This window comes from Psychrobacter sp. R86515 (assembly GCF_042466315.1).
In the GTDB taxonomy this organism is placed as follows: Bacteria; Pseudomonadota; Gammaproteobacteria; order Pseudomonadales; family Moraxellaceae; genus Psychrobacter.
Map to the genome: position 1 here is coordinate 1,020,034 of NZ_JAXHCC010000001.1, position 23,554 is coordinate 1,043,587.

The 23,554-nt window shown below is 42.2% G+C and carries 22 protein-coding genes; 14 read left to right on the top strand and 8 right to left on the bottom strand.

Annotated features, from left to right (window positions below):
- Complete coding sequence (locus SJY28_RS04315; protein ID WP_379543559.1) at positions 1 to 993, top strand: aminotransferase class IV; 993 nt, start codon at positions 1 to 3, stop codon at positions 991 to 993.
- 3 nt (positions 994 to 996) lie between these two features.
- Here SJY28_RS04315 and SJY28_RS04320 read toward each other — a convergent pair whose 3' ends face one another.
- Positions 997 to 1,194: a DpnD/PcfM family protein gene (locus SJY28_RS04320; protein ID WP_379543560.1), complete on the bottom strand. Its 198-nt coding sequence runs from the start codon at positions 1,192 to 1,194 to the stop codon at positions 997 to 999.
- 144 nt (positions 1,195 to 1,338) lie between these two features.
- Between SJY28_RS04320 and SJY28_RS04325 the strand changes: the two genes are divergently transcribed.
- On the top strand, positions 1,339 to 1,824 hold the full coding sequence (locus tag SJY28_RS04325; protein WP_379543562.1) for a hypothetical protein: 486 nt from the start codon (positions 1,339 to 1,341) through the stop codon (positions 1,822 to 1,824).
- A 5-nt stretch (positions 1,825 to 1,829) separates the two neighbouring features.
- On the opposite strand, the gene SJY28_RS04330 is transcribed toward SJY28_RS04325, so the two are convergent.
- On the bottom strand, positions 1,830 to 2,594 hold the full coding sequence (locus SJY28_RS04330) for a DpnI domain-containing protein (protein ID WP_379543563.1): 765 nt from the start codon (positions 2,592 to 2,594) through the stop codon (positions 1,830 to 1,832).
- Between the two features lie 170 nt (positions 2,595 to 2,764).
- Here SJY28_RS04330 and mltG point away from each other — a divergent pair, with 170 nt between their 5' ends.
- Together mltG and tmk are read left to right on the top strand one after the other, a co-directional pair.
- Positions 2,765 to 4,054: an endolytic transglycosylase MltG gene (gene mltG / locus SJY28_RS04335; RefSeq protein ID WP_379543564.1), complete on the top strand. Its 1,290-nt coding sequence runs from the start codon at positions 2,765 to 2,767 to the stop codon at positions 4,052 to 4,054.
- Positions 4,055 to 4,142: 88 nt separating this feature from the next.
- Positions 4,143 to 4,874 carry a dTMP kinase gene (gene tmk / locus SJY28_RS04340; protein ID WP_379543565.1) on the top strand — a complete coding sequence of 244 codons (732 nt, stop codon included), beginning with the start codon at positions 4,143 to 4,145 and terminating at the stop codon, positions 4,872 to 4,874.
- Between the two features lie 164 nt (positions 4,875 to 5,038).
- Here tmk and SJY28_RS04345 read toward each other — a convergent pair whose 3' ends face one another.
- A complete protein-coding gene (locus SJY28_RS04345) occupies positions 5,039 to 7,312 on the bottom strand; it encodes a cation:proton antiporter (protein ID WP_379543566.1) in 2,274 nt (757 codons plus the stop codon).
- 947 nt (positions 7,313 to 8,259) lie between these two features.
- Here SJY28_RS04345 and SJY28_RS04350 point away from each other — a divergent pair.
- The 5 genes from SJY28_RS04350 (at position 8,260) to purC (ending at position 13,775) form a co-directional block, all read left to right on the top strand.
- Positions 8,260 to 9,624 carry a Do family serine endopeptidase gene (locus SJY28_RS04350; RefSeq protein ID WP_379544919.1) on the top strand — a complete coding sequence of 455 codons (1,365 nt, stop codon included), beginning with the start codon at positions 8,260 to 8,262 and terminating at the stop codon, positions 9,622 to 9,624.
- Between the two features lie 277 nt (positions 9,625 to 9,901).
- On the top strand, positions 9,902 to 11,110 hold the full coding sequence (locus tag SJY28_RS04355; RefSeq protein ID WP_379543567.1) for a hypothetical protein: 1,209 nt from the start codon (positions 9,902 to 9,904) through the stop codon (positions 11,108 to 11,110).
- Positions 11,111 to 11,559: 449 nt separating this feature from the next.
- The gene (gene dapA, locus SJY28_RS04360) at positions 11,560 to 12,465 is read left to right on the top strand and encodes a 4-hydroxy-tetrahydrodipicolinate synthase (RefSeq protein ID WP_379543568.1); all 906 of its coding nucleotides are present in this window, start codon (positions 11,560 to 11,562) and stop codon (positions 12,463 to 12,465) included.
- Between the two features lie 141 nt (positions 12,466 to 12,606).
- Positions 12,607 to 12,933 carry a hypothetical protein gene (locus SJY28_RS04365; protein WP_379543569.1) on the top strand — a complete coding sequence of 109 codons (327 nt, stop codon included), beginning with the start codon at positions 12,607 to 12,609 and terminating at the stop codon, positions 12,931 to 12,933.
- A 128-nt stretch (positions 12,934 to 13,061) separates the two neighbouring features.
- Positions 13,062 to 13,775 (top strand): phosphoribosylaminoimidazolesuccinocarboxamide synthase, encoded by a 714-nt coding sequence (gene purC, locus SJY28_RS04370; RefSeq protein ID WP_379543570.1) that lies wholly within the window; start codon positions 13,062 to 13,064, stop codon positions 13,773 to 13,775.
- A gap of 338 nt (positions 13,776 to 14,113) precedes the next feature.
- Here purC and SJY28_RS04375 read toward each other — a convergent pair whose 3' ends face one another.
- Positions 14,114 to 14,431 (bottom strand): barstar family protein, encoded by a 318-nt coding sequence (locus SJY28_RS04375; RefSeq protein WP_290178307.1) that lies wholly within the window; start codon positions 14,429 to 14,431, stop codon positions 14,114 to 14,116.
- Between the two features lie 49 nt (positions 14,432 to 14,480).
- Here SJY28_RS04375 and SJY28_RS04380 point away from each other — a divergent pair, with 49 nt between their 5' ends.
- The 3 genes from SJY28_RS04380 (at position 14,481) to SJY28_RS04390 (ending at position 16,503) form a co-directional block, all read left to right on the top strand.
- Positions 14,481 to 15,200, top strand: a complete 720-nt coding sequence (locus SJY28_RS04380; RefSeq protein ID WP_379543571.1) for a tetratricopeptide repeat protein — start codon at positions 14,481 to 14,483, stop codon at positions 15,198 to 15,200.
- A gap of 321 nt (positions 15,201 to 15,521) precedes the next feature.
- On the top strand, positions 15,522 to 16,154 hold the full coding sequence (locus SJY28_RS04385; protein WP_379543572.1) for a DNA-3-methyladenine glycosylase: 633 nt from the start codon (positions 15,522 to 15,524) through the stop codon (positions 16,152 to 16,154).
- Positions 16,155 to 16,191: 37 nt separating this feature from the next.
- Entirely contained in the window at positions 16,192 to 16,503 is a 312-nt protein-coding gene (locus SJY28_RS04390) for an NGG1p interacting factor NIF3 (RefSeq protein WP_379543573.1), read from the top strand.
- 142 nt (positions 16,504 to 16,645) lie between these two features.
- Here the strand turns inward: SJY28_RS04390 and SJY28_RS04395 are convergent, their stop codons facing one another.
- From SJY28_RS04395 to SJY28_RS04410, 4 genes are all read right to left on the bottom strand, one after another.
- A complete protein-coding gene (locus SJY28_RS04395) occupies positions 16,646 to 17,020 on the bottom strand; it encodes a hypothetical protein (protein WP_379543574.1) in 375 nt (124 codons plus the stop codon).
- Positions 17,021 to 17,104: 84 nt separating this feature from the next.
- On the bottom strand, positions 17,105 to 17,767 hold the full coding sequence (locus SJY28_RS04400) for a hypothetical protein (protein ID WP_379543575.1): 663 nt from the start codon (positions 17,765 to 17,767) through the stop codon (positions 17,105 to 17,107).
- 736 nt (positions 17,768 to 18,503) lie between these two features.
- Entirely contained in the window at positions 18,504 to 18,707 is a 204-nt protein-coding gene (locus SJY28_RS04405; protein WP_379543576.1) for a CsbD family protein, read from the bottom strand.
- A gap of 437 nt (positions 18,708 to 19,144) precedes the next feature.
- On the bottom strand, positions 19,145 to 20,386 hold the full coding sequence (locus tag SJY28_RS04410; RefSeq protein WP_379543577.1) for an NADH:flavin oxidoreductase/NADH oxidase family protein: 1,242 nt from the start codon (positions 20,384 to 20,386) through the stop codon (positions 19,145 to 19,147).
- A 198-nt stretch (positions 20,387 to 20,584) separates the two neighbouring features.
- On the opposite strand from SJY28_RS04410, the gene SJY28_RS04415 reads away from it, so the two are divergent.
- Both SJY28_RS04415 and SJY28_RS04420 read left to right on the top strand, forming a co-directional pair.
- Entirely contained in the window at positions 20,585 to 21,280 is a 696-nt protein-coding gene (locus SJY28_RS04415) for a TetR/AcrR family transcriptional regulator (protein ID WP_379543578.1), read from the top strand.
- Between the two features lie 63 nt (positions 21,281 to 21,343).
- Complete coding sequence (locus SJY28_RS04420; protein WP_379543579.1) at positions 21,344 to 23,542, top strand: molybdopterin oxidoreductase family protein; 2,199 nt, start codon at positions 21,344 to 21,346, stop codon at positions 23,540 to 23,542.
- The last annotated feature ends 12 nt before the right edge of the window (positions 23,543 to 23,554 follow it).

Consider the following 23,554-nt stretch of genomic DNA (forward strand, 5'->3'; position numbering starts at 1 on the left):
ATGACCGATACGACGTCAGTGCCAAACGGTTGGGTGTGTCTGTACCCACAAGTCAGCAGTTTGACTGAAGATAATAGGTCGACTAGCCAAACGGTAACGATGTCTTTAGATAATCGCGGACTGGCATACGCTGACGGTTTTTTTACCACCATGGGTGTCATCGATGGGTTGATACTGTGGTCAGATTATCATTATCAGCGGCTCGTCTCTCATGCTAAAGCCTTGCAGCTAAACATAAATAGCGAAGAGCTATTAGCCGTACTGCAACTGTATGCCCAGCAGTTAGATCAGGGTATGCTCAAGCTAGTAGTCACTCGCGCTGCGCAGAATATACGCGGTTATGGTTATACACCTAGTACAAATGGTAGCGACTGTGAAATATGGTTAAAGGTTGCGGCAATGCGAGTTTCTACGGCGCTGCAATTGTCCTTGCCTAATGGAAACTTAGTACCCATTCAAACTTATGCTTCGGCAATATGTTTGTCTTCTCAGATTGCTTGCTTACCGCCACCGCTGGCAGGTCTCAAGAGTCTTAATCGTTTAGATAATGTCCTCGCTAGTGGTGAGCTACAACGGATAAAAGCTGAGCCATTGGCATCAAAGCTTGCTTCAACACTTGGTGAAGGTCTGCTACGCGATATGAGTGGGCAGTGGGTTGAGGGTACGATGAGTAATGTATTTTATCAATTGGCAGAAGCACCACTATCAGAATCCAAAACTAGCTCTAGTATTCATAAAGATGATGAAGATTATCTAACCACTGGTCAGTGGTACACCCCTTCTATGGCTCAATCGGGCGTTGCTGGCGTCATGCGTCAGGTAATTATAGATGCACTATCTACAACACAGTATCCAGTCATAATCAGGTCAATACAAGATGAGGATTTACCTAAGTTAACGCAGCTTTTCTTTTGCAATGCACTGCGCGGTATCATGCCAATGAGCAGTCTGACGTTGTTGTCAGGTGATGTTGTGGATTTTCGATCGTTTTAGCTATTATTGAAAAATATTGAATTTGGTATCAATGAAGTCATCAGGATACAAAACCACTTGCTCATTTCTATACATTTTTTGCGCTTTCAAAAGGGCACTTTGCTTATCTTCTGCGACAACATCCACGATAGTGCTTAATGTTTCGACAATTTCAACTTGAAAGGTTTGTGCTGCCTTCTCATTTTTTTCTATTATATTCACGCTCGGTTCTCGTATATCACTTCAGTCATCAATACCAAGTAGATTAGCAAAAGCCCTCAAAAGAAGTGATCGTCTTTTGTTACGCAGACTTGTGTCATAAAGCAAATCGATCAATGATCCTTTCTTTTAAAAGGATAAAATCGAATGAGTTCAGTCTATGAAGATAAACGAATCCCACTACAAGTACGTCGATTGATGATATTTAGTGAAATTTGTCTTAAAGCAAAACAATATCCTTATGAAAATGTCTATGTAGATACTAAATCGCAACTAGCATTTAGTGTTATGTATTTTAGCAAAAGTAAGAAGTATGTTGCTTACGGTAGTGTGTTTGAATATTCGTATATATCAGAGGAAGGCATTAAGTACGATTTTAATGTTCCAATAAAGAGTGATTATTCAATGTGCCAGATTACTGTCAAAGGGCAGCCCTTCACTAGATCTGTTCGAACACCACTAGGATTGCTTATAGACTGGAACAAATATGTGAAGAATAAAGTCAGTAATTGCTTTGAAGATGACTTAAGTTCTTTATTTCTACTACATGGTGAGTTAGAAAAAGACTATGTTCCGCATAGGTTTTATGAAACTCTGGTATCAAGCGCAAATTTACCACTTTGGGACAATTGATAAGTTTAGTATAACTTTCGATAATGACCACGGCTTACAAATTCAATGATGCCTTTATCTCGTAGTACTTGTAGTTGTTGGCGGATTTTATCTTTTACGTGGTTGTTTTCAGGATGTTTGAGCTGCAACTCGTCAGCAAAAGCATAAACTTGATTGAGAGAAAAACTGACATCGAGACGGTCGATACATTGCCAGACATCGAGTGTCCAACCGCGTGAAGCCATAGATTGCTTGCGTAAAAACAAAGTCTTTTGGAACTGTTGGGTGACATTTTCACGCGGTATAACTTGTTGGTCTTTGACCAAAAATACTTTGCCCGATTCGGGTACGTGGCGTAAGTCAATATTGCAACCAACCCAACCTGCTCGTTTGGCATTCACTGATAAGGGTTTACGCTTAACAATAATATCGGGCGTAAAGAAATGCTTGGGAATAATTAGAAAATTATTAACGGTGTATTCTTTTGAGTAGGTTAAAAAGAAAAAGCTGGGATTATCCTTACTATTGATACGCTCAATCATCGTCTTATAAGCGCCATCATTGACAACATTGCTTAACTTGGCTTTTTTACTTTTTAGCTCATATTGCTCATTACAATTTTCGCAATAAAAATCAGCAACAGGTTTGTTATTAGCAAACTCAGCTAGCGACTGGGCGCTACAATTGGTGCAGTAACTATTTTCCTTTACCCATGCTTCACTAAGTACACGAACTTTTTGAGGTTCAGAGTGATAGTTTTTAGCGAGACTTTGGTTAAAATGTAGGTTCATAAGATATTTTCATTATTAATAGATAAGCTGAGAATACTGAAAAAAACGCCTAAGTATTAAGCCATATAAACTGCTATCAATAGCAAGATAATTCATAAGCTAAGCAAATACCATTGAAAATCGCACGGTTCAGTGCTAAATTCTAGCAAACATCTGCCTCGCGAGTTGCCATGAGCAAGCCTACACCCAATATACCACCTGAACGTCCCAATGAGTCGTCGTCAAACAAACAAGATGGCACAGTCGAGGAGCGTGTCGATACCACGCTGCCGGACGCGCAACCAGTGGTAGATGAGGTGCAAGACACATCAGCAACGCCAGCAACCAACGTCTCGCTCATCAGCGGCAACAGTAAACCGCGTCAATATAAAGTCAATAACCCGTCGTTTTTTATGCAACGCGGCTATCAAGTGCTGCTAGTGTTGGGGCTTATTGCCGCATTTTTCTTAGTCATGGTTTATCAGACGTTGTTTGGTCGTATCGAGCAGCCGCAGCAAATGGTCACGATTGAGCCAGGTCAGACGTATTACGGTCTACTACCGCAGTGGCAGCAGCAGATTCCGCTGTTTTCGGCAGGCGTGGCTAAGCTATATATCAAGTCACAAGTCGATGCGCCGTTGCATGCTGGTACGTATCAACTACCTGAAAACCCGACTATCGCTGAGGCGCTACAAATACTAGGTCAAGGCGCAAAAGCGGCCATGGTCAAGGTACAGATTATCGAAGGTAAGACATCTAAAGACCTTTATCAAGCGCTGCGCGATAATGACAAAATCGAAAAAGAAGTACTGACCGCAGATAGTGACAATGCCAGTATCGCCCAAGCATTGGATTTGACAGGTGTATTGCCAGACAGTGTGGCTAATAGCAGTGACCCGATTGTTAATTATAATCTTGAAGGTTGGTTCGCGCCTGATACCTATTATTATGGTGAAGGGACCAGCGATAAAAAAGTACTGACTGACTTGTATAAGCGTCAGCAGCAGGTACTGACTGATGCGTGGGAAAATCGTGCACCGAATCTGCCTTATAAGAGTCCTTATGAAGCGTTAGTGATGGCATCTATTATCGAAAAAGAGACCAGCGTTGCTGATGAACGTCCTTTAGTCTCTGCCGTATTTAGAAATCGCTTGAATAAAAACATGCGTATGCAGACGGACCCGACCATCATCTATGGTATGGGCAGTCGTTATGATGGCAATATCCGCCGCAAAGACATCGATGAGAAAACGTCTTACAACACCTATCAAATTGATGGTTTACCGCCAACGCCAATTGCGCTACCATCAGCGGCTTCTATCGAAGCGACCTTACATCCTGCCGATAGTGAGGCGTTGTATTTTGTGGCAACGGGCAATGGCGGGCACAAATTTACCAATAGCTTGGCTGAGCACAATCAAGCGGTAAAAGACTACCTTAGTGTCATGCGTGAGAAAAAATCTCAAACGCCGCCGCAGTAATATTCCTTCTTAATCCTCTTAAAAAACTTATCGTTTATTGAGTGCTACAAAATAGAGGTAGCGCTCATCAATGACATAAGGTCATATCATGTCAGTATCTATGCACACCAGCGCAACACCGTCACATACCAACACCCCATCATCGAATCTACCTGAATCAAGTGCTTTAAATACGGAGACGGCACCTACGTTAGGCCGCTTTATTAGTTTTGAAGGGACCGAAGGCGTGGGAAAAACTACTGCGATTGAACAGTTGTGCTTGCGCTTAGAAGCTAATGGCATTCCACATCTGCGTACTCGTGAGCCGGGTGGTAGCCCATTTGCAGAGCAATTGCGAGACATATTATTGGACCCAGCGACGGATATCGAAGACGATACCGAGTTGCTGCTATTGTTTGCTGCGCGCTGTGATCACATGCAGCAAGTCATTTTACCAGCGCTCCAAAATGGTACTTGGGTAATATGTGATAGGTTTACCGACTCTACTATCGCGTATCAGGGCTTTGGGCGTGCGTATGGCGACGAGTTGGTACGCGGCAAAATAGATATGCTTATCAAACAATTTGTGACGCAGCTTCCTGAGCTGACATTGTGGTTGGATTTGCCAGTAGCAGAAGGTATGAAACGTGCCAATAAGCGCAGTGCGGCCGATCGTTTTGAGCAGCAGGCTACCGAGTTTTTTACTTGGGTGCATACTGGTTTTAGTCAGCTTGCGAGCGAGTATCCTGAGCGTATACAGCGTATTGATGCATCGGGCAGTACGGATGATGTGAGTGCGCGTATATGGCAGACAGTTATGGACAGATTCGATATCAAATAATTAAATTTTGCCAAGTAGATTTATAAGGCAGTTAGATGTATCGATAGCCAGTCAGGCAGGCAGTCAGTTAGTTAGCCCCAACAAAAAGCCCCAGCAATATGCTGGGGCTTTTTGTTAAGGTAAATCTTTTATCTTTAGGTCAATAAAGCGGATAACTATGCACGTTATTTGTCATCTATTTTATCTACTTTTACATCCTCAGTAGTAGCGATAGAGGCGTCGCTATCTTGAGCAGAGTCAGGTAGACGATTTGGGTCAAGCGCTCCTTTTTTGTTTTTAGGGGCACTACCATTGCCATTACTGTTCGTAGAGGTTTTGGTCTTCGAAGTCGCGGTCGAGTTTGCAGACATGACGCCTTTATTATCCCCATTAGTAGCAGATGTTTTTGGCTCTTCTACTGGCTCACTTTTCTCTACGGTAGTGCTAGAAGGTAACTTAGTCTCGGTGTTACTGCTTTGGGTGGTTGATGACTGATTAGCAGTGTTTTGCTCATCACTTTTGTCACTATCTACCGAAGGCTCTGGTGCTGCTGTCTGACTGTCATCAGGGCTAGGCTCCTGCTCTTTGCGCTTTTCAGGTGCTTTTGAGTTTGACTCAAAGTTAGCATCAGCTGCCATACGAGCCTGCTCTTGTTTAGGCGTTACATCGACTGGCTTCGGCTGTACTTCATCGTCTACCACTAGCGATATAAGCTTACGGTCACGAGGGACAGTACCGTCAAACTTATCGGTGATAACGTGCAGTTTGCCTTCTTTGTCGACAGTATATAACGGTACGAACTGCTTATTATCCGCTTTATACTGCTCAAAGCTATAGCTATCCGTAATGTTGGTAATCTTAATTCGAGCTTTTTTGGACAGCATACTGGCAAGCTTGGTATAGGTCACATCTTTGCCAAACAACCACTGTGAATGGAAGTTCGATTGCTTATCATCACGCTCGCTTTTGACTTTTTCGTCACTGAATTTGAGACGGTATAGCTTACGCTCACCAAATTCATGACGATAATGAATCTCGGACAACGTATTCATTTCTTTGTCCATACTCATCGCAAACAAGCGACCAATACCGATTAGATCCAGATGATGATCTGCGTGATCAGAGATAGGGTTACCAAAATAAGTACGCAGACCGCTCATGCGTGCGCGTGCAATATTGGTGTAGTTATTGTGCGCAACGATGACGTCAAAGCCTTGGTCTTTGAGAGAGGTAGCAATCAATAGTGCAATTGGGTTTGAGCCAACGATAAGGATACCGTTAGTCTCAGGCTCACGTACGCCAAGTAAATTACCGACTACTTTTGCACCCAGGCCCTGAATCATGACCGTACCGATGATAACCATAAATACGAGAGGTACAAGTAGCTCTACGCCCTGAATATCATACTCTTGCAAACGAATCGCAAACAGAGATGAGATGGCAGCGGCAACGATACCACGTGGCCCAATCCAGCTAATCATCAGCTTTTCATTGGTTTTAAGGTTAGAGCCGATAGCTGATGCCCAGACTGATAGTGGACGTGCGACAAACATCACGATAGCGAGCAGCACTAGCCCTGCAAAACCCACACTAAGCAAGCTTGCTAGCTCTACACGCGCCGCCAGAATAATGAATAGCACTGAAATCAGCAGAATAGTTAACGATTCATTGAACTCTAAAATCGTCTCACGGGGGAATTTTGGCCAGTTTGCCAACGCCACACCCAATACTGTAACGGTCAATAGACCAGATTCATGCTCTAGATGATTCGATATCGAAAATAACACCAGTACAAATGCTAAGGTAAAGACATTACGTAAGAACTCAGGAATCATATGACGGCGCATAAGGAAGGCAAGTAGCCAAGCGCCCGCCATACCCATTGCAGTAGCCAATACGACAATCTTAGCAAACAGTAGAATACTACTGGCTTCGCCGCCTGAGATAATGTACTCATAGACCAATACCACAGCGATAGCGCCGATTGGGTCAATGATAATACCTTCCCACTTCAAGATGTTGGAAATAGTTTTGTTGGGGCGTACACTGCGCAGCAGCGGCATAATAACCGTCGGACCAGTCACACAGACTAACGCACCGAATAGTAGAGCAATCAATGGATCGACATCGAATAGTAAATAAGTCGATAGGGCCACGATAGCAATGGTAATCAGTACACCGACCGATACCAGCATCTGTACCACGGTACCATGTTGCTTAATCTCATCGAACTCTAGCGTTAACGATCCTTCAAATAGGATAATCGCTACGCCCAAAGAGATGAAAGGAAACATCAGCTCGCCCAACACCAAGTCTGGGTCAAATACACCCAGCACTGGGCCGACGATAATACCAATCAGTAATAAAAATAAAATGGATGGTTGCTTTAAATACCAAGCCAACCATTGGGCGGCAATGCCAATCCCAACCACGCCGGATAGCAAAAGGGCGGTATCCATAAATTAATCCTTTTATAATCTTGTCATATTTTATATCTATTGATAGCTGTTATAAGATAGTCGCTACCGTTTATTTAACAATAAGTTGTTATCCGTTTCTGTTGTAGCTAAGCCATCGCACTGATAGCCATCATGAATCACAACATAAGCTAGATATGATATAACTACTATAAAGTAGCAAAGACAAAAGCGTTTCTAGATAAATCACAATACGCTAGAAATGCAAAAGATGGAAAACAAGAGTGATGATAGCCAGTTTATAAACCTGCAATAAACAGTCTTATATACAAGCTAACTTTTGTTTGTTTAGTAAAATATTTGGTTTGACATCATACCATGATTTTATTTCAAGCTGATGTAAGCCGTACCTGCTAAAAAGCTATGTCACGGCCACGAAAGTATACGAAGCCCATATGAAATAACGTTGCCTTGGGTTATCCTGCACTATGCAAAAGGCATTAGCATCATACTTTAAGTTTTTATTTATCATACAGTAGCTGCGTGGGGCATGCACGTCGCGCACAGGATAATAGTGTTAGCGCCATGAAATGTCATATACTGAACGTTGAGAGTATTTATTTTTATACGACACTATTAACCATCTTCTAAAGACAGGCACTCTATAAATATTCAAGTAGTGAGTAGTGATAAAAATAAGCGTAAAGTAACGGCTAAATAGGTATGACAATAAGTTCGAATAAAAGTGCTGCGCCGCATAAATAGACAAGATAAATAGATAAAAGAATATAATTCACCAAATAGTAACGAATAGGGGCATGCCGCTTGGTGTAGTCACTATCGCTGACAATCATAACGTGGCTGTTAACAACAGCGATTACTCATATGGAGGACACAAAATGCCTATCAATATGTTCAAAGGACAGACCACTGCCAATATGCAGCGCTGGTTACAACGTAGTGCGCTGGCACTCGCTGTTAGTACCGCGATGTTCGCTAGTATTAATGTCACGACGATAAACAGTGCTCAGGCTGCAGTCACTACAGCTGATTTCTCTGGTTTGGTGCAACAAGTCACGCCAGCAGTGGCACGCGTCAATGTCACCAAAACGATTAGTGAAGCTGAGCTCGCTAAGGCTCAGACTGCTGAAGTGTTACGTCAGTTCTTTGGTGATCGTCTACGTATTCCTGATCGAGTTGCGACGCCAGCGATTGAACACGCTTATGGTACGGCCTTTTTTATTACCTCCAATGGATATATGCTAACCAACCATCATGTCATCGCAGGTGCGGACAAAATCACTGTGACGCTCAATGACAGAACCGAGCTTGATGCAACCTTGGTCGGTAGTGACGAGCGCTCAGATGTGGCCGTGTTAAAAGTTGAGGGCAGTCAATTTCCAGCCCTGCCTATTGGCGACTCAAGTGGTCTAAAAGTAGGGGAACCAGTATTGGCAATCGGTTCGCCATTTGGTTTTGACTACTCAGCCTCTGCTGGTATTGTCAGTGCCAAGTCACGTAGTTTTTCGCGTGAGACCAGCGTACCATTTATCCAAACGGATGTAGCATTAAACCCGGGTAACTCTGGCGGGCCACTATTTAACCAGCGCGGCGAAGTGATTGGAATCAATTCGCGTATTTTCAGTGGTACTGGAGGTTATATGGGTCTGTCATTCTCGATTCCTATTGACGCTGCCATGGATATTTATGAGCAGCTAAAAAATGATGGTGAAGTGGCGCGTGCATATCTAGGAATCTATCCACAAGATATCGATCGCAATCTGGCCGAGGCTTACAATTTAGAACGTCCTCAAGGTGCCTTACTTACTCGTGTATCACCAGACTCACCAGCACAAAAATCAGGCCTAAAACCTGGTGACATCATTTTGCAATACAATGACGTACAAATCATGGAGGCATCAGATTTGCTGAACTTGCTTAATCGAGCGCGTCCAAGCGATCCCTTCCGTGCACGGATTCAGCGTAGCGGTAAGCAGATGGTGATTAACGGCAAGCTCGCTTATGCGCCTAATGATGTAAGAGCACAGAGCGGTAATGAGCAAAATGATGATGTACAGTTGGGCTTGCGTTTACGAGATTTGACGGCGGATGAACAAGCAGAAATCGCCGTCGATAATAAAACGGGCATATTGGTTACCACGGTGGATCCTACTGGATTGGCCGCGCGCTCAGGTATTCTGGCAGGTGATGTCATCACTAACTTTCATCAAAAGCCGATCGAAACAGTGGCAGACTTTTCAGGTGCTATCTCATCTCTTCCTAAAAAAGGCGTGGTCACTATAGAAGTTATACGCCAAGGCATTCCTGCTATTATTGGTCTACGTATTGAGTAGGTGTCATGATTAAAGCGTGACTGTGAATGTCACTGTTAATGTGACTAATAATGTAACTCAGATTACGGTTCAGGGTATAAAGGCAGCGCGCACGTCAATAATTGTGCTTGTCTATCATGGAGGTCGACCTCTATAATGTTTGGTTTTTTATCAAACAGCTAAGAGTAAGACCTCAACAGTAATTCATTCGTTAAATGAGTTATTGATCGATCAATAGGCTCTAAGGTGGGCCGAGTCGCTTAGTAGGCTCGTACCATTATACAACCGCTAGGTAATTATGACTGACCCCGCTCTACATACGCTTATTACAACGACGTCAGCAGCATTGCTAGCGTACATTGCACTGTGGTCAGGGCTACAAACGTTTAATGCTAATCCTACCAAGCGCTTTATGCGTATTTGGGTGAAGCTCGCATTATATTATGCCGCTTACACGATGCCTGTTTGGGTGATATTGCTTATCATGGTTTGGTCACAGGACCTGATACCGATGTTAGCGCAGCTATCATTACCTGCCGTACTGATGGCAATATTGATGATGGGTTTATACTTTTTTACTGTTATTGTACAACCCAACCGCTTACGATTAGAGCATCATTCTATTGACTTAGACTTGTCTACACCGCTTAAAGTCGCTGTATTAGCAGATTTACGTATAGGAATATACGGTGGTAAGCCGCGTCATATCCGAAAGCTAGTCTCTACTATCAACGCCTTATCAGCAGATGCCGTACTGATTACTGGCGACTGGCTATACTATCCAAGTGCGGATCTAGTAGGTCAATTAATGCTGTTTAAAGGGGTGAATAAACCTGTTTATACAGTCATGAGCACCTCGGACTTGCGTTATCAATCTATGAATACGACCAAGCAAGGTCAGCCGCTACTAGAAGATACATTGGCCAGTACTTTTGATGTACTCGATATTAACTATATCGGTCAGCAATGTACGTCGCTGCCACTCAAATGTGCAAGAACAACAAATAAGCAGTCAGTCGTCAATCAGTTGACTTATCGAACTAATAATCAAGACAGTGTTGAGCAAGAAAACTCGAATATAAATCCATTAGTAGCGGTGCTTTGCGGCTGGCAAGATGTGCCTAAGCAATCTACAGATATTGAAACGTCAGAGGCGACTGATAAAGCAATACTTGGATCGGAGATTGCCAATGCCACCAGTCCAGTGATTATCTTGGCATCACGATTTGATAGTATCAGTGATCTGCCAAAATCTTTACAACCACGCCCTTTGTTGATAACCGGTGCTGCAAAAGCTATTCAAAAAAATATCCTGCTTGCTCAAAAACAGAACGATATTCGCCGCAGTAGTGAGCAATCAACATTGCTATATAACAGTCGCATGGGTAAGCAGCGCGGCCTATACCAACATGCAAGTGCACAGATATTTGTTAGTAGCGGCATCGGTACGAGAGGGTTGCCTTTTCGATTCTATCGACCTACTATCGATGTGTTGACGATTCGTTAATATTACATAAGAGACTTATCAGCGCAAGTTGATTACGCTAAACTGCTCCTTTAATGATGTAACTATTCATCTACAAGATTTTAAGCCAAGCTTTATATATTTAAGGGAAGAATAATCCCCTTTTTTTAGTGCTAAATTTATGGGCTGACTGCCAATTGATTGATAGCTGTCAAATCAAAATATGCTACACTAACGAGCACTCTTATTATTATATTTCTGTTGGTTAGTAAGCAGGCCTTTACTCTTGGTAAATTGCCATCACGATACTGATATCGTAGATGTAATAATCTATGATAAAAACGCTATTATAGTAAGTAGAGACGCAGCATTAACATCAAGTAAGTTACGCCATCAGCGTTTATCAACGCATATAAAGCAATGGCCACTTGCAAACGACCTATCATGTGACAGCTTTAATAAAAGCTAGGATAATACAGTAAGGCACGGTTATGAGCACAGCATACGACGAGATCAAAACCCAACTACAAGGCTCAATGGTAGCTTTGGTAACGCCCATGCACCCTGACGGTAAGGTCGATTATAAACGTCTCGCAGATCTCATAGATTGGCAGATCGAGCAGGGCACACACTGCCTTGTAGCTGTTGGTACTACTGGCGAATCAGCGACCCTATCTATGCAAGAGCATAGCGATGTCATTCGCTATTTTGTCCAGCATGTCAAAGGTCGTGTACCGGTCATCGCGGGTACTGGTGCCAACAACACGATGGAAGCCATCAAGCTGACTCAGGATGCTGCCGATGCAGGTGCAGACTGTGCGTTGCTCGTCGCTCCTTACTACAATAAGCCGCCACAAGAAGGCTTATTCCAGCATTATCAAGCCATTGCCAAAGCCGTAAATATACCGCAAATGCTGTATAACGTACCTGGCCGTACAGTGGTTGATATTGCTCAAGACACGGTCGAGCGTTTGTGTGACATCGATAATATCGTTGCTATCAAAGATGCGACAGGATCTGTCGGTCGCGGTGAGCAATTGATCAAAGCTGTTGGTGACAGAATGGTTGTACTATCTGGTGATGACGGCACTGCACTTGATCTAATGAAAGTAGGCGGCAAAGGTAATATCTCAGTCACTGCTAACGTGGCGCCAAAAGCCATGAGTGAGACTTTTTCTGCGGGTTTACGTGGTGATTTTGAAGCGGCTGGTAAAATCCATGACGTGGTCAAGCATCTGCATCGTGACCTATTTATCGAATCAAGTCCTATCCCAGCGAAGTACGCATTGCATAAAATGGGCATTATCGATAAAGGTATCCGTCTGCCATTGGTTTGGCTCGCCGAGCAGCATCATGCGACTATCGATGAAGCATTGGTTCGAGCAAACATACGATAAATTGATACTTAGCCAATTGATATTCGGCGATTTAAGACTTGCTGCACATTAGATAAGTGCCATTCGAGCTAGCAGCAAGTCAACTTATCACGATAAGTCAATCGCCTACATGAGCAATAACTGCTAACTCAGAGAGACAACATGATGACAGTAACATCAAAAACAGTATCATCAACGACAAAGTTATTTCCAGCAATGCTGACCTTGGTTTTGGGTAGCACTTTGGTATTAAGCGGCTGTCAAGCGACCAAAAACTTGCTTGGTAAACGTGATAACGGCAGCTTAGATTATCAGCAAAGCAAAAAGCTTGCACCGATAGAGCTACCTGCTGCCCAAGAAACGGCACCTTTTGTACCTTTGTATTCAACACCTAATGCTGGAGCAAACACGCTCCAACTACAAAATGAGTCAGGCAATCAGTATCAGCTGCCAAAACCTCAGCGTGCTGTTAGCAACACTTCGAACTAAACTTATTCCCTTATCTATATCGCTGACTTTTGCGTTCTTTATCATAGCCGCAAACCATGTGTCTTACATCAGTCAGCGGTAGCTGCGCGTTTTTACCACATAAGCTTGAACGAACAGGAACTCCCATAATGCAAAAGCAACAACTGCTGTATAAAGGTAAAGCCAAATCTGTCTATGAAACAGAGGACAATGATCTTCTGATTTTGCACTTCCGTGATGATACCTCAGCGCTTGATGGTAAGCGTATCGAACAATTAGCACGTAAAGGTGTGGTTAATAACCGCTTTAATGCTTTTATCATGCGAAAATTGTCTGATGCTGGTATCGAAACACATTTCGAGAAGCAATTGTCTGATGACGAAGTGTTGGTTAAACGCTTGGACATGATTCCTGTAGAGTGTGTGGTTCGTAATTTTGCAGCTGGTAGTTTGGTGCGTCGTTTAGGCTTAGAAGAAGGTCAGGCATTGACGCCGCCGACTTATGAGCTGTTTTATAAAGATGATGCGCTAGGTGATCCGATGGTCAACGAATCACTTTCTGTGTCTCTTGGTTGGGCAACCAAAGAGCAATTGGCTAAGATGGAAGAGCTAACCTATCAAGTCAACGATGTATTAAAGGCATTGTTTGATGCGGGTGATTTGATTCTAGTTGATTTTAAACTAGAGTTTGGCGTATTCCATGACCGTATCGTATTAGGTGACGAGTTCTCACCAGATGGCTGCCGTATCTGGGATAAGAACACCAAGAAGAAACTTGATAAAGACCGTTTCCGTCAGTCATTAGGTGATGTGATTGAAGCTTATGAAGAAGTGGCTGACCGTATTGGTGTACCATTAAAATAAGTATCTGATACTTAGCATAAAATAAAAGACTGAGCCGTGTGCTCAGTTTTTTTATGGCATTATATTTATGATGGTTCCCTAGTGAGGACTTGAATCTTTGACTGTAGGCTAATGATATCGAGGTTTTGAATTACTGAGATAGCCACAGTGTACTTTATGGTGTACTTACCATACATACTCTATCTATGATCGGTGCGCTATACAGGCATCGAGCTGCTAGTGTTATATGTGAACTTAATTACTATAAAACCCACAGCATAGGATTATCGAGCTGTATGATTAGAATCTTCCAAGTTAATTTCTATGGGATTGACGGCAGGGGTCACTTATTAGTTGACCTAAATTAGTATCAAATGTATCGAAGGACTTTCTTCATTTCGAATCGACTTAGCATTAACATATTTAATAGCAAGAAAAAAAATATTTATAATTATGTCGTTCTCGTAAGGAAAGTTTTTAATCGTTAGATTTAACACTTCATTTTCTCCTATAGTAACCTCCGACATGCCGTATTCTGGATAGCGTATGTCACCTAAGCAATCCATTAAGGCATGAATATTAGCACCATAAAAATCTGGAAAACCAAAAGCATGCTTTAATTTTGTGTGCATCTTGTCTGCTGTATCAACACCTTTAAAATCTATAACCATTTCCATATATTATCACCATTTTTTTAAGTGTAGTCTGACCTAACCAAGATACCTCATGAAGATAGAGCATCTAGTATACAAAGGAATTTACAAATTAACTCTACTTATTTTTATGGCAAGTACATCTATGTCTATTTTGGCATGCAGCTCTATAACTACTAAAACGTCAGTCGAACGGGAAAACATAGAAGCTCAAAATAATCTCGGCTCATTATATGAGTATGGTCAGGGCGTCCCGCAAAGCTATGATGAGGCTTTCAAGTTATATCAGGGAGCTGCTGAAAAAGGGTTAGCCTCTGCTCAATATAACCTAGCTGAGCTTTACTATGATGGCTTGGGCGTCAATCAAGATTATACAAAGGCGCTAAATTGGTATCAGAAGGCGGCTGATCAGGGAATGGTAGAAGCACAATTTATAGTTGGACTAATGCATCACCATGGACGAGGCGTAGCGCAAGATTATAGTAAAGCCCTTGAATGGTATCTAAGAGCCAGCGATCAAGAGTATTCTAGAGCACAAAATAATATTGGAGATATGTATGAGAATGGGGTGGGAGTCAGCCAGAATTATGAAAGAGCATTCGAATGGTACTTCAAATCAGCAAACCAGAAACAAGATAATTCTTTATCTCAGAATAGCTTAGGTATTATGTATGAAGAGGGTAGAGGTGTTCGAAGAGATTTATCTAAGGCAAAAGAGTGGTTTAATAAAGCTTGTAGTAACGGTATTGAGTCTAGTTGCGCTGACTATGATCGCTTAACAAAGTATAATTGAGTTTAGATATTTGAAACTGACAAACTTGTTTTATAACTGCGGCAAAAAGGGTATACCCCATCGGAACCAACCAAACAGACCTCTAAAGCAATGAATAGACCACCCAAAACAGACCACTATAATGGAACTACTTATAACAGACTGCAATTCCTATCTATTTATCAACCAGTATCATTCTTTAGGGACAGGCTTGTAGTTTAGCTCGTATAAAAAATCAAACATAGCGTTAACACTGTCCTCGATACCTTATCTTATTTTTATGCTAATTTGTTAGTACTTACTCATATCAATTAGACCATAAAAATAAAAAAGGTTTCGCTAATGTCTACTGCCTCATCAACTGTTTTGGAGCCTGACTGGTTCACTCGTCCGACCTGTGTGGTCGCTGCTGATCTGATTGGTAAAGTCTTATGTCGACAGCTAACCGATAGCGATGGACAGCAAAAAACGCTACGTATGCGTATCTCTGAGACCGAAGCCTATATTGGTCAAGATGATCCCGCTTGCCACTCACATGCAGGTACTCGAACGGCGCGCACAGAAATTATGTATGAGCAAGGCGGTGTCTTCTATGTCTATTTGACCTATGGCGTGCATCATATGCTAAATTTGATTAGCGGCTCTGTAGAGTCACCTGAATCGGTATTGATCCGCGCTGGGTTTTTGACCGATGATAGTGACCGTCTGATTGAAGAGCAACAACTCAGCCCAGATAAGCAATTTACACATTCTAAGCAGTTCGCAGGCCCTGGCAAATTGACTAAACGCTTGCAAATTGATCGCGATTTATATGGCAAACCTATTTCGCCGGCATCAGAAGTTTGGATAGAAGATGATGGCTGTCAGCCACCTGTATCACTACGCCCACGTATTGGTATTGATTATGCAGGCGATGCCAAAGACTGGCTGCTACGTTATATATGGACTGACCATGCTTCCTTGTCTAAGAACTAGCAGATTGATACTCAAAACCATTCTATGAGGTAAACCTATGTATAAATTGACTGTTTTTATTCCTGATGCTGCGTTAGACCAAGTAAAGTCTGCTCTATTTACTGCTGGCGCTGGAAAGATTGGAAACTATGAGCAATGCTGTTGGCAGGTACAAGGAGCTGGTCAGTTTATGCCACTATCAGGCAGTGAGCCGCACATTGGTACACAGGATAGTTTAGAAATGGTCGATGAGTGGCGAGTTGAAATGGTGGTAGATGAAGCTTTTATCGATGCTACCATTGCAGCATTAAAAAAGGCACATCCCTATGAAACACCAGCTTATGATGTAATAAAAGTCTTGGATTTTTAGTTTTATATAGAAATATATTAGCTCATTGAGTGTAAGAATTCTCATAAAAAAACCAAATAAGCCATTTGATGACTTATTTGGTTATAAAATTTTTGATATTTCAACTGAGTATTAACAGTGAATATCAGATCCTAATAACTGATTAATCTTTTTTAAGTTTAATCACGTTGTAGCTTGGATAGCCTAGCTCGATTTTATAATCGTCGCGTCCACGTTCAGCCTTTATCTTAATCTTACGATCACCGTTTTTATATTTGACGTCTTTGACACGGTATCCCATGCTACGGACTTTACTAGCAGCTCGTTGCTCGACAACGGAGACATAGCTGTTTTTATCGTTCTTTTTGTCTTTGTGTTTTTTATGGCCTTTATTGTCCTTATGAGTATGCTCGTATAGGTCGTCATAGCCATTGTAGCCATTCGGTGCAGTCACACAGCCTGTGGTCACTACCAATAAAGCTGCGACTATGCTGCCAGTCGCTACCGTTTTTAACGTCGAAAATGATAGAGTTTTCATAATAATTTCCTAATAATATATCGTTGCTCAATATGGGTAAGAGTTAAATGTACTGAGGTTATTAGCTGAAAATGCTGAAAGCGATCAATCTTTTCTGACTTTGATCACATCTAAATTTGGATAACTTAATAATATCTCATACTTCTGTGAGCCGCGTTTGGCCTCAATCTCAAAGACACCGCGCTTATTTTTTTCTTCAAGCTCGATATCTTCAACACGGTAGCCCATAGCTCTTACTTTGTTGATAGCACGGCGTTTGATAGCTGGGTAACGTGATTCTCTTTTTATAGCGTCTTCGACATCGCCTTTTTTATAGCGCTGACCATTCTGATAATTATCTTTATGCTTGTTTTCTTTATAGCGGCCATTATTTTTTTGCGACTTATTATTATCCCAGTTATCTGGCCATGCTCTTTTGCTTGAGCTGATGAGTCTTAGGGTAGGGTAAGTATATTTTAACTCGTAGGCTTGGTTATTCTTTTTAGCATAAGCCGTAAGAGCTCGATCACCACGGTAACTATCAGCTCTGATATCTATAACCTGATAGCCTTTGCGACGCAAGTCTTGTCGAAGCTGCTGACTTACGCGATTAAAATTATTATTCTGGCTATTATTATCACCACGATAGACGGGCTGATTGTCATATCCTGGACCTACAACCGCACAACCCACTGTCGTACCCAATAATGCAACGACAAGACCAGTAGATACAGTGGCCTTAATAGAGAAGGGTTTTATCGTTTTCATGAGGCAATATCCTATGATGGTATTAAGTAGGCGATATATGTTGGAAATATCTATATCTGCTATAACTATAAAATTTTAAAGACATTTTTACGTCAAGTTAGCTAGCAGCTAGCAAATATCTCTAGTGATTTATTGTTCGAAATATTTCCTTACATTATCTATAATAGAGTACAAAACTTTGCGGTAGGTGTCATTTGCGTTAATAAGTTGTAATAATTGTGGCAAGTAAAATAGATTGTTGTAAGCATATGCTTACACGCAATGACGTTTACGCGACTTAACATACGAGTGAGAGTTAGGCATTATAGTCACACGGCATTAGGGAATGTGACTCAAGGATTGAGTTGACCGCATTAAGGATAATGATTCGATAACTAGCGTCAGGATGACAATAGCGATTGAAGTAAGGACACATACCCTTTGCTGATAGCAGCAAGTAATACTGAAGCTGTAGTGTAGTAAAAAGGGCAGGATGCCCAGTATCACAATATACTGAATATTTGTGCAAGGATGCATGAAAAGCAGTCGTGATAGGTAACATGGATAGTTAACAATAAAACCGCATAACAATTGATTGCTATGCGGTTTTATCGTGTCTGGAGAATGGTAATTTATTTCTCCAATAGCTTATCTGTACAGTATAAATCTGCTATAAAAAAACCGCATATATTTCTATGCGGTTTTTCGGTTTATTTAGTACAGTAATTATGCAGCGGATAAGTATGCAACAAATATATTAATATTTATTTTCCAAACGCCAGTCATCTACTTCACGCTCTGCGTCTTCTTTGGCATGACCATAGCGCTCTTGTACACGGCCTACTAGCTTGTCACGGCTACCCTCGATATGGGTAAGATCGTCGTCTGTTAGTTCAGCCCATTTTTGTTTAACTGAACCTTTCACTTGGTTCCATTCGCCTTTTAGAGTATGTTCGTTCATTGTATTATTCCTTTTATTGAACTCATTGTGTTTGATTTATTTCTTAATCACCATTTTGATTTTTATTTCACGATATCGATTACTGATACTACTATTTAATTTTTATTTTAATTGTATTGCACAAGGATAAATGATTGGTTCCAAATATCTTGTGAGATTAAATATAGGACTTTTCAATTCAGCTGTCTGTATATGCTATGTTTATAGTGTTACTTAATTATAGTGGGCGTTTACTAAGTGTTATCTACAAGGCTGCTGTAGTAGTGCCACGTAAATTGCGTTTACTATGCGTGAGAATAATTTATTCTATGAACTTGTTTTTTATATGAATATTAAAAAAATATATTATTTATTCAAAAATACTTATGCAAATAAAAAAGCAGCTACTCAAAAATAGAGTAGCTGCTTTTTTTATTATTTTTAAAATTGATTAAAAGTTATTTCGTCGAATATTTATTCAAATACTGATGATAGCGTTTGGTGAGTTTTTTTATTCGTATACGATCAGAAATCAATGAGAAAATTGGCGAGGCATTTGGTTTGGGCGATTTTCCTTGCCCCATACGCTGTAATTGTCGCTTGATGACCGCCATTGTAGCAACCGCACTCAAGGTTTTATCTTTCCAGCGTACCACAGGATTGTGAGCACTAAGCGTACTATCATTTTTCCAGTTGTTTGGTAGAGCTGGGTACATGGCTAATGCGGTTCCCATACCAACCACGTCAATCCCTTGCGCCAGTACATCTTCTGCGACAGCCAATCGCCTAACGCCACCTGTCGTCATGATAGGCATGGTAGCGACTTGAGCAATCTCCTTTGCAAAGTCTAAAAAGTAAGCTTCTCGTTGCAACGTGCGACCATCTGCTGCGCTGCCTTGCATGGCTGGGCTTTCGTAGCTGCCACCTGATAATTCGACCAAATCTACGGCCAATTCATTCATCGCTGAAATAACCACTTTAGCATCATCTGCATCAAATCCTCCGCGCTGGAAATCGGCCGAATTTATCTTCACAGCGACTGCAAAAGTAGGCGCAACTTGAGCACGAACGGCTTTGATTACTTCGATCAATAGTCGCATACGATTCTCAATCGAACCGCCGTATTCCTCTTTACGTTTATTGGTAAGCGGTGATAAAAATTGAGAAATTAGGTAGCCGTGGGCGGCATGAATTTGTACCCCATCGAAGCCAGCTTGCTCTGCTTTTAGTGCACTATCGGCAAACCGCTGGATCAATTGTTCAATATCTTGCTGCGTCATCGCACGAGGTCTGCCAAATAGATGGGAGTGCTTGCCCAAGTCGATAGCCACGTCAGAAGGTGATAGCACATCGCCACCCATAGCAGCATATACTTGACGGCCAGGATGGTTGAGCTGCATCCAAACCTGTGTATTGTTGTGCTTGGCAGTATTTGCCCATGCTCTAAAAGGTGCTATCTCACTGTGTTTGTCCAATACGACACCACCAGGCCCTGTCATAGCGCGGCCATCTACCATCACGTTTCCAGTGATTAACAGCCCTGTACCGCCTTCTGCCCAGTTTTTATATAGACGGAGCAGAGTAGGGCCAGGGACTTGACCGACATCAGCCATGTTTTCTTCCATGGCAGCTTTCGCTAAGCGGTTGGGTAAGGTAGCGCCACAAGGCAGCACTAAAGGGGAGAATACAGGTGATGTCATGATAGCAGCCTAAAAATAGTTGTTTTGTGAAGCATGAGTTTTACTATAGACATATGGTTTAAATGACTATAACCTTATAGCTAAGATATTCGCTATCGGCAATTGACCATTATCATCACATTTTTTCGGCACAATAGCACCTAAGGTAAATTACTGGTGTGTCGATATCATTATCTATTGAATAGGAATACCTCTGCATTGAATGTATTAGCGCAAGATTTGACAGTCCCAGTAGAATCTAAACGTGAGCTAGCAAAAGCCAAGACTCGGCGTGCGTTATTAAAAAGTGCCTTGCGGTTGTACAGTTTGGAAGGTGCTCAGGGCATGAGTATGAATAAAGTTGCCAAAGGTGCAGGTATTGCACAGCCCAGTTTTTACAATCATTTTGAGAGCCTAGAGGCGCTACAAAATGAGCTGAGCGCCCAACTAAAAGACAATTATCTATCACCGATGCGATTGGCATGGGTCAATATGCTCAAAGATTATGACCTGTTGAGTAAAGATCATAATCAGCAATGTCGACAATGTCTGATTATGATCTTTGATTCTGCATTTGAGAATATCGCGCTGTTTCAGCATTTGTTAGAGGATCGCCCACGGTTTAGTGACAGTATAGAAAACCAATCTTCATTAAATAATGGACTGGGCAATCTGATTACCGAAATACAAGAAGAATGGACAGAGATATTTATTCAAGGATTGCAGTTATCCAATCGTACTTGCGAGCGCAGTGCTGTCAATCTATGCGTCGATATGGCGGCGGCACAAGTACATGAGTTGATATTGGGCTGTCATCAGCAGCGATACTCAAGACAACAAGCGATTGCCACCTTGAGTATCAGCTTTGACGCACTGTTCGCCAATTTTTTGCACGGAAGCAATACTAGTCAGTAATGATAATAAGCAAAAATTATTGCCATGAAATCTAGAACAAAAAACACAACAGGGAGAGTGACTATGGCCACCACCACGGCTGCACCAACGTTAGGCGAAGCGCAAACGCATTTTAGAACTTGTACATTGTGCGAGGCGATGTGCGGTGTCGAAATAAAACATGATGGCGAAAAAGTCTTGTCGATTAAAGGAGATAAAAACGATCCTTTTTCGCAAGGCTATATTTGTCCGAAAGCCACCGCTTTGCAAGATTTGCATGAAGATCCTGACCGTTTGCGTCAGCCAGTAGAAAGAACGGCAGACGGTTGGAAATCTATTAGTTGGCCAGAAGCGTTAGATAAAGTCGCCGCAGGTATTCAATCCATACAGCAAAAGTATGGTCAAAATGCATTGGGCGTTTATTTGGGTAATCCTAACGTACATAACATGGGCGGTATGTTAACCATCAAACAACTGCTTACTAGCTTAAAGACGCGCAGTCGTTTTTCTGCCACCTCTATCGACCAGCTGCCGCATCATATTATTAGCATGCATCTATTTGGTCACATGCTGCGTATTCCAGTTCCTGATGTCAATAACACACAATACATGCTTATCATCGGTGGCAATCCGCTGGCTTCTAACGGCAGTATCATGACTGCGCCCAACATGCGCCAAAAGCTAAAAGATATCAAAGCGCGCGATGGTAAAATAGTAGTGGTTGATCCAAGACGTACCGAAACTGCAGACATCGCTAGTGAGCACCACTTTATTCGTCCAGCGACGGATGTATTACTGCTATTGGCCATGCTCAATGAAATCTATACGCAGGGTTATGCCAAGCTCGATACTAGAGTGGCTGCCTTGGCACCTGAGATCAATCGACTTGCTTGGTTTGCTGAACAATACACGCCTGAGTCAGTTGCAGACATCACGGGTATTACCGCAGCTGAGATCAAACGTATCGTCAAAGAGTTTTGTGAAGCGGAAAGCTCAGTTTGTTATGGCCGTATGGGCATCTCAGTGCAAGAGTTTGGTTTGCTCAGCCAATATCTATCTATGGTCATCAATATCGTCACGGGTCGTTTAGATGAAGTGGGCGGACTCATGTTCCCAAATCCTGCCGTCGATGTTGTTAACAGTTCTGGCCCAGGCTATCTGGGTAAACGTCATAGCCGCGTCAGCAACTTGCCAGATTTTAATGGTGAGTATCCCGTGGTTGCGATGGCGGATGAAATGTTGGTAGAGGGGGAAGGCCAGTTAAAGGGATTCGTCACGGTCGCTGGTAACCCAGTTCTGAGCACCCCAAATGGTGAAAAGTTAGATGAAGCACTATCTCAGTTAGAGTTTATGGTTTCGCTTGATTACTTTGTGACTGAGACCAGTCGCCATGCCAATATTATTCTGCCACCTGTATCGCCGTTAGAGCGCGACCATTATGACATTACTTTTAACGGCTTTGCCGTGCACAATGTCGCCAAATATTCGCCTGCTTTGTTTGAGAAAACTGATGATACCAAGCATGACTGGGAGATTTATTTAGGATTGGCAGAGCGCTTAGACAAAGATGCGCCAGAAGCAACGCAAAAAGAACGTGCCGCGACAAAAGCCTTTGGTCCTAAGTTCTTGTTAGAGCAAGGTCTAAAGTATGGACCTCATAAAGACGTGACATTTGAAGCACTGATCGAAAACCCACATGGTATCGATTTAGGTCCGCTGCATCGTATGTTGCCAGAGGCTATTAAACACGCTGATAAACAAATTCATCTTCATGTTGATTTTTATCAGTCAGATTTGGCACGTGTCAAAAAGATGGTGCAACAGTACAACAGTAATGAGATTTTGCTAATCGGTCGTCGTCATGTACGTAGCAACAATTCATGGTTGCACAATAGCCATCGATTGGTAAAAGGTAAATCTCGCTGTACATTGATGTTGCATCCGCAAACGGCAGCGCAACATGGTATTGCAGATGGTCAAGATGTCAGAGTAACTTCTCGAGTAGGTAGCGTGGTCATTGCAGCAGAAGTGACGGATGAGCTGATGCCAGGAGTGGTCAGTATCCCGCATGGTTTTGGTCACGGTCGTAAAGGGGTGAAGCAGAAAATTGCGCAAGCGCATGCAGGTGTCAGCGTTAATGATTTGACTGATGAGACCTTAATTGACCAGCTGAGTGGTAATGCTGCCGTTAATGGTGTGCCTGTGCAATTAGAAGCATTGGATATGGGTATAGATGGTTTATCTACTGCTACAGAGACTGTAGCGGAAGGCATATTAGCATAAAGTTAATCGCAA